Genomic DNA, 8,074 nt, shown 5'->3' on the forward strand with positions numbered 1-8,074 from the left:
CGTCGATTCCTTTGATCATGCACTGAAGCTTGATCCCGGCATGCCTGATACCTGGAATAACCGGGGGGTGGCTCTTACCCGGCTCGGCCGCCATGAAGATGCCATGGAATCATTTAATCGTGCACTGCTGCTTGATCCCGTTCATGGCAGTTCCTGGATGAACAAGGCTCGTACTCTGGCAGAGCTTGAGCGTCCTGCTGATGCAGTTGAATCATATGATCGTGCACTTGCGATCAATCCGGGGGATGCATCTGCCTGGTATAACCGCGGAGTGCTGCTTTCTGAGATGGGAGAGATTGAGGAGTCTGCTCATTGCCTTGATAAAGCACTTGCAATCGGGTATAAAACTGGAAAAGAGTGGTACACATCTGCCCCATTCCAGGGGTACATTGATGGCTATGCCGCTGTCTCCGAATCAGATGATGGTGGGAAAACACCAGGATCTCTCGCCTTAGAGCGGGGTGAATATGGAGAGATCGGTCTGGAGACGGGAGAAGAAATTGATGATGCAGATCCGGATTCGTTTGCTGCTCTTCCGGATATCACCGGCGATCTTGAACTAATTGAAGCTGCCATGGCGGGTTCGGATGTTGATGTTCCATCAGATTCCGGCTCCGATGATGCGGATATAGTTTCTGGATCCGAGGCTCCCGAGATCGCTTCTGATGACTTTGAGGATATTGACTTGTCAGATGATCTGCCTGAATCAGACGGGATTGGTGAGATGGTTGAGGGCACTGAACCCGATCAGGACTCGTTTGCTGCTCTTCCGGATATCACCGGCGATCTAGATGTAATTGAGGCTGCCATGGCGGGTTCGGATGTTGATGTTCCATTAGATTCCGGCTCCGATGATGCAGATGTAGTTTCTGGATCCGAGGCTCCTGAGATCGCTTCTGATGACTTCGAGGATCTTGACTTGTCAGATGATCTGCCTGAATCAGACGGGATTGGTGAGATGGTTGAGGACAGTGAACCCGATCAGGATTCTTTTGCTGCTCTTCCGGATATCACGGGTGACCTCGAAGCAATTGAGGCTGCCATGGCGGGATCGGATGTTGATGTTCCATCAGATTCAGGCTCCGATGATGCAGATGTAGTTTCTGGATCCGAGGTTCCCGAGATCGCTTCTGATGACTTCGAGGATCTTGACTTGTCAGATGATCTGCCTGAACCAGACGGGATAGGTGAAATGGCTGAGGACGCTGAATCTGCACCTGATCTGTTAGCTGCTCTTCCGGATATCACGGGTGACCTCGAAGCAATTGAGGCTGCAATGGCGGCAACGGATGTTGATCTTCCATCAGATGCCGGATCAGATGATGAGGATGTCGTTTTTGGATCGGAGGCTCCCGATACCGTTTCAGATGATTTTGGCGAGGTCAATTGGGAAGAAGATCTGCTCTCTCCGGATTCTGCCTCCCTTCTACCTGAGATCTCTGTTCTCCTTTCAGATATGGACGGGGATGAGGAAGCTGGCGGGATGGACCTGCACGATCTGCCTGAAGCACCCGATGCCCCTGATGCCGATGAAGAAGTATCTGATCCGGATGGAGTCGAAGGTGTGTATGGAGATGATATGGTGTATGGGCCAGACACGTCCGCTCCTTCCGGTGATTCTGAGGAGGTGGATGAAGAGCCCTCTCCAGAAGAGGGAATGATTGGGCTTGAAACTGATAGCAGCTTTGCCGAGATCCTGAAATATTATGATCGGGCAGTTCTCCGCAGTCCGGATGATGCTGATCTCTGGTATAATCGTGGACTCGTCCTCTATAACCTCAACCGGTATCGTGATGCCGTCGTGTCGTTTGAAAGAGCCGTTGCTATCAATCCGGACTATGCCGAGGCAGAAAGGAACCGGCGCATCCTGATGGCGTTAATCCAGAAGAAGATCGTCGATTACGAAAGGAAAGGAACCGAGTGTGCGACTGACGGCAGATTTGATGAGGCAGTTGTCTATTATGATCAGGTGCTCTCACTTGATCCAGAAGCCCCCTCTGTCTGGTACAACCGTGGTGTTGCTCTCCGTAACCTTGGCAGGTATGAAGAAGCAGTTGCATCCTATGACCATTCACTCTCACTTGCACCTGACGATCCCGGAACCTGGTATAATCGCGGTGTTGCGCTCCGTAATCTTGGCCGTTATGAAGATGCAATCGAGTCATATGACAGGGCACTCGCACTCGACCAGGATGATGCTGATACCTGGCACAACCGCGGTGTTGCCCTCAGGAAACTCGGCCGCCATGCCGATGCAGTCACCTCATTTGATCGTGCCCTCTCAATCAACCCGCAGGATGCTGCCATCTGGTATAACCGTGGTATTGCCCTCAGGAAGCTGGGCCGTTATGATAATGCATTGGAATCCTACGATCAAATGCTTGTCCTTGACCCGGAGAATCTCCTCGCCCTGAATAACCGTGGTTTTCTCCTGAATGAAATCGGCCGCCATGAAGATGCTGCAGAATCATATAATAAATCGATCCTCCTCAACCCGGAGAATGCCGCTCCCTGGGTGGGACGGGGTATTGCAGAGTTCAACCTTGGCCATTATGCTGCTGCTGTTGAATCACTGAACCGGGCTCTTGGAATCGATCATGAAGACAGCTACTCCTGGCAGGTTCATGGCCTTGCCAACGCACGACTCAACCAGCATGCCGAGGCCGTTCTTTCATATGATCATGCTATTGCTCTTGATCCATCTGATGCGAGAATCTGGGTTATCCGTGGCCTCTCTCTCATGGGAACTGGTAACTATCCTGATGCGGTTCTCTCATTTGAACGGGCTCTTTTGCTGGATCCGGATAATCCTGATATCCTCTCCCATCGGGATGAGGCAGCCCGGATGATTCCGGTAGATGAGAGGATTTTGCCGGTGGAAGAGACCTCTGCCAGATCCGGGTTTGAGCCGGGGCCTGTATCCTCCCCTGAGATCGGACGCTCCCTTCCACAAGCTGCCAGCTTCTTTGTAACACTTGATCACTCCCGGTTTATCAGGAACCAATGGCACCGTGTCCCCCTGACGATCCAGAACAACGGCGATGATCCACTCATCGATCTGCTGATCTCGTTCTCTGAGGATTTCGCCACCAGACGGCTGATCCCGGTCACGGTTCCTCCCACTGAACAGGTTACCATTGATATTGGCATCAAACCCCTCTCGGTAGGGATGGTGCCTCTGGATCTCAAGGCTGATTACCGGGATGAGGAAGGACACGAATATACGAGGATATTTGAGTTCTGGATAGAGGTTCTTCCCGAGCCCTGAAGGGATCTTGATCGTGGCATTCTCCGGATGCGGGGTGTGCTGGTGATTGATCCCGCCTTTCCTTCCCTGCTCACATCATTCCCCGCCCACAAATATTCGTCATCCTTATCTCATCTGAAACGCTTATCCTACAGAGATGCCACCCAGGGTTATCATCCACTCCTCAGTGAGCCTGGATCATGCCATCATCGGCTATGATATTGATATCGGGCTCCATTATGCAATTCTTGGGGAATATGCACCCGATGCCGTTCTCGTCGGGTCAACGACAGCTGCGTTTGGTATTAAGATGTTTATGGATAGCAGCCAGCCTGAGACGGCAGCAGACCGGACCCGGCCTCCGCCGGTTCCTGGTGACAAGAGGCCAATTGGGGTCTTTGTCGACAGCAGGGGCATCCTTCACGGGCTTCTCCACTTCTACCGGCAGATGGAACATATCAGGGATGTCGTTGTCCTCGTATCCGAGGCGACACCTGATGCCTATCTTCAGTACCTCAGGGAACGGGAGTACCCGTATCTCCGGTGCGGGAAGGATCGGGTGGATATCGGAGGCGCCCTGCGGGAGCTTGAAGATCGTTTTACGATACAGACAATTGTCTCTGACAGTGGTGCGGATCTAAACGATCACCTCATTCGATCGGGGATTGCTGATGAACTCAGCCTTATCGTAGCCCCTGTGATCGCCGCAGGTAATGGTAAGAGGCTCCTTTCATCTGTGGATGCATGCACCCTCGATCTGATCGGTTCAAAGGAGGTTGGTTCCGGGCGGGTGCATCTCCGCTATGCTCTCAGGAGAGAACCGATACGCACCTGAAATTAAATTAGAGAACAACCGGGAAGGGGTATCTGATTATGGGTTATTCTTCGATAATATAACCTTCTTTTGGCACAAGAATCTCAAATCTTGCCCCTTTCCCTGGCTCACCATTCTCGGTGATGGAGATCCTGGTGATGGTTAATATCTCCTGCACAAGGAAGAGACCGTACCCGGTATTCTTCCCAAAACCCCGATCAAATATACGTTTCTTCTCTTCATGCGGGATGCCGGGGCCGTTGTCCTCATAGGTGATTGTCAGTCCGGATCCGGTCTCCCTGCATAGAATCCGGATCTGATCTGCTCCTTCTCCATGGCGGAGGGTGTTATCGATTAAGTTTGAAAAGACCTTCTGGATCATCGGATCTGCCAGAATCCTGGCTTTTGGTCCTTCATAGCCGATATGAACCCCCTGCTCATGAATCTTACCGATTGTGCTCCAGATGGGTGTCCATACCGGCTCACTGACGCCAAGCTGTTCATATTCGCGGGTGAAGATGATCTGCCCTTGAATTGCAGATACCGCATCAGTTACATTATCAAGATACTGTGAGATGGTGGAGCTTGCATCAATCTCTCGTGTGAGATCGAGGTATCCCTGTGCGATCATAATCTTGTTTAAGATGTCGTGGCGGGTGATGCTTGAGAGGAGGTGGAGTTTATTGTTAGTCAGGCGGAGTGTCTCCTCCATCTGTTTCTTCTCGGTAATGTCACGGCCAACAGACTGGTACTCCCTGATATGTCCATATTCGTCAAATATTGCCCGATCATTCCACTGCTGCCACCTGATTTCACCGTCGGGCATGATGATCCGGTGCTCAATGGTTCCGATGGGGTGATCCCGTGTGAGCGATGCAAAGAACGTGTTGACCTTTCCTGAATCTTCAGGGTGGATATTTGGTGAGAAGTTTTCTCCAAGAAGCTGATCCTTTGTTGTACCGAAGTATCGTGCATAGGCATCATTGACGAGGATATGCGTTCCATCCGGCTTGAACCGGCAGATGAACTCGGACTGGTTCTCTATGACCGCCTGGTACCGCTGCTCGCTCTCCCTGAGTGCGGTCTGTGTGGTGATGATCTCATCGAGCTGCTGGCGTATCTCCTCCTCGGTTGCTGCCAGCTGTTCATATGCTGCATTCAGTTCGAGGTTCTGTTCTTTGAGCGCCTCTTCTGCACGCTTTCTATCTGTAATATCACGCCCGACCGACTGGTATTCCCTGACATGGCCATATTCGTCAAAGAGTGCCCGATCACTCCACTGCTGCCACCTGACTTCGCCATCGGGCATGATGATCCGGTGCTCAATGGTTCCTTCCGGGTTCTGGTACGTGAGTGATGCAAAGAACCTGCTGACAATCCCGCGGTCATCAGGGTGAATATTCGGGGAGAATCCTCTCTCTATGATCTCGTGCTTGTCTTTATTGAAGTATCGTGCATAGGCATCATTCACGAGAATGTGCGTTCCATCCGGTTTGAACCTGCATATGAATTCGGTCTGGTATTCAATAACCGCCTTGTATCGATCTTCGCTCTCCCTGAGAGCCGTCTGTGTGGTGATGATCTCATCGAGCTGCTGGCGAATCTCCTCCTCGGTTGCTGCCAGTTGTTCGTATGATGCCTGGAGCTCCATATTCTTCTGTTGAAGCTCCAGCTCCCGATCCATCACTTCTGTTATGTCCCTGCCAACGGACTGATACTCCCTGAGCTTCCCTTTCTCATCAAAGATCGCCCGCGTGTTCCACCGCTGCCATATGATACGGCCATCCGGCATAACCACACGTTGTTCGCTGAATGCGGATGGGTTCTCCGGTGTCAGGGAAGAAAAGAGCCGGGTAACACTTTTTCGATCATCCGGGTGAATTTGTGGCTTGAACCGGGTGCCGATGATCTCCTCATCCTGCATCCCAAAGAAGGTGCTGTATGCCTCGTTCACAAAGAGGTGTGTGCCATCTGGCTTGAACCTGCAGATGAACTCGGTCTGGGCCTCGACAACATTTCTGTACCGCTCTTCGCTCTCCTTGAGGGCCTTTTCTGCTTTTTTTCGTTCGATTGCGTATTGTATCTTATTCTGGAGTTCGGCAAACTGCGATCTCGGATCTCCTCCCTTCTGCATATAAAAGTCAGCACCATTGTTGAATGCCTCGATCACCACATCTTCACGGCTTTTTCCGGTGAAGATGATGAAGGGTGTTTCATTGCCGTTCTGCCGGAGATGTTTGAGGAACTGTATACCGTTCATTCCGGGCATCTGGTAATCTGAGATGATCGCATCAAATGGCTGGGTGGAGAGGATCTTTATTGCATCCAGTGCACTCTCGCAGGTGGAGACGGCTAACTTCGGGTTCTTCTCGAGGAAGAGCCGGCCTATTCTGAGCAGATCAGGCTCATCATCAATGTAGAGGAGTGTATGTGAAGTCATGGTCAGGCCCTGATGGGATGCCAATTGGAAACAGAGAAAAAATGCTCGGGTATCCCTTATAGAAAAGTGTTGAGCTCATCTGTTTATGAATGTTTGTATGGATTTTTACTCAAATCTCGATGATATGGCTTTTAATTAAGTTATATTAACATAATTTTTTTTCTTTCACTTATATAAAGTTAGTTGGTTATATTTATAATATTGATTCTTATGTATCATATAAATATGTGTATCTCCTTCTCTCTCTCTTCAAAATGGAAGAGTGATACAAAGAAAGAAGGGTGTCTGATATCCCATCATTTTAGTGTTTTGGATATCCCATATACATGAGTTTTTCTTTGATCTCGTCAAGGATTGCGGGATCATCAATCGTTGCCGGAACCGTATAGGGGGTGCCGTCTGCAATCTTCTTGATCGTGCCGCGCAGGATCTTTCCTGACCGTGTCTTTGGGAGGCGTTTTACGACTGCAACCTCTTTAAATGATGCAATCGGCCCGATCTTCTGCCGCACAAGTGCAATGAGCCCGGCTTTGATCTCTGCCTCTTCCCGCTCCACCCCGGCCTTCAGGAGAACAAAGCCAAGCGGTACCTCCCCTTTGACCGGATCGTGGACGCCGGAGACGGCACATTCGGCAACATCAGGATGGGATGCAAGCACCTCTTCCATCGCGCCGGTCGAGAGCCGGTGCCCCGCCACATTGATGATATCGTCAGTCCGCCCCATGATCCAGAGGTACCCGTCCTCATCGATGAAGCCGGCATCGGATGTCAGGTAACAGCCCGGATATGCCGAGAAGTAGGTGGTGACAAAATCGGCATCATTTTTCCAGAGTGTGGTGAAACAGCCTGGTGGAAGCGGGAGCCTGACGACGACATTCCCTGTCACTCCGGCAGGAACGCTTCTCCCTTCAGAATCGAGCACCTCTATCCTGTAGCCGGGAACCGGTTTTGTGCATGATCCGGGTTTCACCGGCAGCAGCTCAAGCCCGGCGCAGTTGGCTCCGATCGCCCAGCCGGTTTCTGTCTGCCACCAGTGATCGATCACCGGCACATTGAGCTTCTCTTCTGCCCAGAGCAGGGTGTCCGGATCGCACCGCTCGCCCGCCAGAAAGAGCGTTCTCAGGGATGAGAGATCATATCTTCTTATGTATGAACCATCGGGATCTTCTTTCCTGATCGCCCGGAATGCGGTTGGGGCACAGAAGAGGACTGATACGCGATGCTGTTCAATCACCCGCCAGAAGGCCCCCGGATCCGGGGTGCCGACAGACTTTCCTTCATAGAGGACCGTCGTACAACCATGCAGAAGAGGTCCGTACACGATATAGGAATGGCCGACGACCCAGCCGATATCGGAGGCGGCCCAGTAGACCTCTCCGGGTTTCATTCCATAGATATTCTCCATGCTCCAGGAGAGTGCCGCCAGATGGCCGCCGTTATCCCGCACCACCCCTTTTGGCCTCCCGGTGGTGCCGGAGGTATAGAGGAGGTAGAGGGGATCGGTTGCCCTGACAGGGACACATGCGGCAGGCTCTGCATCGATCAGCTGATCCCATGTGATATCTGAATTGCC

The 8,074-nt window shown here is 51.6% G+C and carries 4 protein-coding genes; 2 read left to right on the forward strand and 2 right to left on the reverse strand.

Annotation, left to right across the window (positions count from 1 at the left end):
* The coding region (locus QCH34_RS02995) for a tetratricopeptide repeat protein (RefSeq protein ID WP_300329861.1) at positions 1–3,268 on the forward strand (3,268 nt) is incomplete at its 5' end.
* A gap of 136 nt (positions 3,269–3,404) precedes the next feature.
* Entirely contained in the window at positions 3,405–4,082 is a 678-nt protein-coding gene (locus tag QCH34_RS03000; RefSeq protein WP_300329864.1) for a dihydrofolate reductase family protein, read from the forward strand.
* Between the two features lie 43 nt (positions 4,083–4,125).
* Here the strand turns inward: QCH34_RS03000 and QCH34_RS03005 are convergent, their stop codons facing one another.
* Both QCH34_RS03005 and QCH34_RS03010 read right to left on the reverse strand, forming a co-directional pair.
* Positions 4,126–6,501, reverse strand: a complete 2,376-nt coding sequence (locus QCH34_RS03005; RefSeq protein ID WP_300329867.1) for a PAS domain S-box protein — start codon at positions 6,499–6,501, stop codon at positions 4,126–4,128.
* A 301-nt stretch (positions 6,502–6,802) separates the two neighbouring features.
* Positions 6,803–8,074: AMP-binding protein (locus QCH34_RS03010; protein WP_300329870.1), on the reverse strand; the 1,272-nt coding region annotated here is incomplete at its 5' end.

Source organism: Methanocalculus sp. (assembly GCF_029762515.1).
GTDB lineage: Archaea > Halobacteriota > Methanomicrobia > Methanomicrobiales > Methanocorpusculaceae > Methanocalculus.

Coding starts and splice junctions, on each gene's coding strand:
- QCH34_RS03005 (WP_300329867.1), bottom strand. CDS start 6,501: ATGACTTCACATACACTCCTCTACATTGATGATGAGCCTGATCTGCTC.
- QCH34_RS03000 (WP_300329864.1), top strand. CDS start 3,405: ATGCCACCCAGGGTTATCATCCACTCCTCAGTGAGCCTGGATCATGCC.